The sequence below is a fragment of the Amycolatopsis echigonensis genome (assembly GCF_014174495.1).
Taxonomy (GTDB): domain Bacteria; phylum Actinomycetota; class Actinomycetes; order Mycobacteriales; family Pseudonocardiaceae; genus Amycolatopsis; species Amycolatopsis echigonensis.
Genome location: NZ_JACJHR010000193.1, coordinates 1 through 2,965 on the forward strand (window position 1 = coordinate 1; position 2,965 = coordinate 2,965).

General features: G+C 67.7%; 3 protein-coding genes. All 3 read left to right on the forward strand.

The features are described from left to right. On the forward strand, nucleotides 1-770 hold a 770-nt coding region (locus tag H5411_RS46045; protein ID WP_183127964.1), incomplete at its 5' end, for a TraM recognition domain-containing protein. Nucleotides 771-895: 125 nt separating this feature from the next. Continuing rightward, nucleotides 896-1,939, forward strand: a complete 1,044-nt coding sequence (locus H5411_RS46050; RefSeq protein ID WP_183127965.1) for a replication-relaxation family protein — start codon at nucleotides 896-898, stop codon at nucleotides 1,937-1,939. Nucleotides 1,940-1,987: 48 nt separating this feature from the next. Next, the gene (locus H5411_RS46055) at nucleotides 1,988-2,899 is read left to right on the forward strand and encodes a C40 family peptidase (RefSeq protein ID WP_220818370.1); all 912 of its coding nucleotides are present in this window, start codon (nucleotides 1,988-1,990) and stop codon (nucleotides 2,897-2,899) included. Nucleotides 2,900-2,965: the final 66 nt, after the last annotated feature.

Sequence of the window (2,965 nt, forward strand, 5' to 3'; positions counted from 1 at the left end):
AGGGTTTCTGGTCCTGGTACGACGACCTGTCCGAAGCCAGCCGCGCGCAGGTGATCGCGCCGCTGATGAACAAGGTCCGCGGCTTCCTCTTGCGTCCCTTCGTTCGCGCCGCCATCGCCGGTGGCCAGTCCACAGTGGACATGGACGAGGTCCTCAACACCGGCGGCATCTGCCTGGTACGCATCGCTCGCGACGCGCTGGGGATGGAAACCGCGCGGCTGGTCGGCTCGATCGTCGTGGCGCGCACCTGGCAGGCCGCGACTCGTCGGGCCCGTGTCCCGCAGCGTCAACGTCGCGACTGCGGACTGTACATCGACGAGTGCCACAACTTCCTCAACCTCGCCTACCCGCTGGAGGACATGCTCGCCGAGGCTCGTGGTTACCGACTCTCGATGGCCTTGGCCCACCAATACCTCGGACAGCTCCCCAAGGAGCTCGAAGAAGGCATCAGCACCAACGCCCGCAGCAAAATCTTCTTCAACGCCTCACCGGAGGACGCGAAGAAGCTGGCCCGCCACACCATGCCACGGCTGTCTGATCACGACCTGTCCAACCTCGGGGTCTACCACGTCGCCGCCCGCTTGGTCCTGGGCGGCGAGGAAGCACCGCCGTTCACCGCGGTGACCGAGAAACTCCCACCCGCGATTCCCGGCCGCGCCAAGGCAATCCGCAAGGCCGCCAGAGTCAACACCCGTCCACCCGTCACCGACATCGCCACGGTCACGGGTCACACCGCGCAGACCACTGTGGACCCACGCCGCGCGGCCTAGCCACACCAATCATCTTTTCGCGCAACTCATGCGGACTCACCGCTCACAGGAGCTGTCCCCGGTGAGTCCGCATGACCTGCCTTCGCCGTTTACCACTGCTGCCCGTCTCCGGGAGGTGCGTACCCATGATTTCGAACCCCACCCCTCAGCGAGCGTTGCGCGGACACATGCCGCAGCGCCCCACCCCACGAGCCGCCACCACCGGAGAGCACCACGCCCAGCTCGCTGGCCGGCTCACGCTCCGGGACCGGTGGCTGGCTCGGATGTTGCACGAGCACAAGGTCTTCACCACGCAGCAGATCGTCGAGCTGTGCTACCCGAGCATGCGCGCGGCCAATCACCGACTGCTCGACCTGTTCAAGTGGCGGGTCATCGACCGGTTCCAACCGTTCGTCAGCTCCGGCACCGCGCCGATGCACTACGTGCTCGACATTGCCGGAGCTGTCGCCCTGGCCTACGAAGACGGTCTCGACCCGAAGAAGATCGGCTACCGGCACGAAGACGCCATCGGAATCGCGCACTCCCTGCGCCTGGCCCACACCGTCGGGGTCAACGGCTTCTTCACCACCCTGATCGCGCTCAGCCGGCGACCCGGTGCCCGTGGGCGGCTGACCGCGTGGTGGTCCGAGCTGCGCTGCGGCCGTTTGTTCGGCGACATGGTCCGCCCCGACGCCTACGGCCGGTGGCGCGAGGACGGCCAGCAGATCGAGTTCTTCCTCGAATTCGACTTCGGCACCGAAGACCTCGCCACGCTCGGCCGCAAGCTCTACGGCTACGAAAAGCTCGCCACCGCAACGGGAATCACCACCCCGGTCTTGGTATGGCTGCCCACCAACCGCCGCGAAACGACCGCGCGCCGGGCGCTCACCGACGCACTGTCCCAGCTCGACCGCCCCGCGCTCGTGCCGGTGGCTACCAGCGCCGCGGACGTCGCGGGCATGGCCGGCGAGAACAACCCCGCCGTCGCCCGGTGGCTGCCGATCTCCGGCCCGGCAACACGCCGCCCCGGCCGACTCCGCCTCATCGAGCTCGCGCAGCTCTGGCCGCAGACCGACCCGCCCAGCGCAGCGCCGGCCTCGACCGCGGTCCCCGCCCAGCAGGCACCGGCAGAACTCACCGCGCCGGACCCGCTCCCTCCAGCCGCACCAGCCAGCCGCTTCCGGAGGTGACCCGTGAAGATCGCCACCGCCGCCGTCGCGGCCGTCATCGCCATCCTGATGCTCATCGGCGGCATCGGCCAAGCCGTCGTCAACGCCCTCTTCGGCAGCAGCAGCACCCAGCCCAGCCAGGAAGCACTCGCCGACATCCCCGCTGACTACCTCGCCCTCTACCGGCAAGCCACCAGCGTGTGCCCCGGCCTGGACTGGTCGATCCTCGCCGCCATCGGCAAGATCGAAACCAACCACGGACGCTCAACGTTGCCGGGCGTCACCAGCGGGGAAAACTATGCTGGCGCAGGCGGACCCATGCAGTTTCTACAGTCCACATTCGACGGCGTCGTGGCCCGGCATCCGCTGCCGGCAGGGGGCGCCACACCGCCGTCCCGATACAACCCGCACGACGCGATCTACGCCGCGGCGTACTACCTCTGCGACTCGGGAGCACCGAAGGACCTTCGCAAGGCGATCTTCGCCTACAACCACGCCGACTGGTACGTCGACGAAGTTCTTGCACAGGCGAAGAAGTACGGCGACGCCATGGTCGGCACCGGCGACTGCAAGAACATCCAGGCGCCGACACCCGCGGCCATCACGGCAATCAACTTCGCCTGCGGCCAACTCGGACTGCCCTACCAGTGGGGCGGCAACGGACCAGCCCAGGGCGACAAGGGCTTCGACTGCTCCGGCTTGACCATGGCGGCCTACAACGCAGCCGGCATCTCGCTGCCGAGAACAGCCCAGACCCAGTACAACGCCGGCCCGCTGGTGCCCGCCGGGCAGCCGCTGCTGCCCGGAGACCTGGTCTTCTACGGCACGCCGGGCAATGTCCACCACGTCGGCCTGTACATCGGCGCGGGCAAGATGGTGCACGCACCAGACTTCGGACAGCCCATCCAGGTCAGCCAGTATCGCTGGAACGGAGACGACTACCTGGGGGCCACGCGGCCAGTTACGGATTCCCGTGTCTAGCAAGGAGTTCTGGGCCGTTTGACGGCGGTGGACCGGCAGCATCTTGAATGTACGTCAACGCTGTCG

Bases quoted from the DNA above. Each gene is read 5' to 3' on its own strand.
- H5411_RS46050 (WP_183127965.1), top strand. From the start codon at position 896: ATGATTTCGAACCCCACCCCTCAGCGAGCGTTGCGCGGACACATGCCG.
- H5411_RS46055 (WP_220818370.1), top strand. From the start codon at position 1,988: ATGCTCATCGGCGGCATCGGCCAAGCCGTCGTCAACGCCCTCTTCGGC.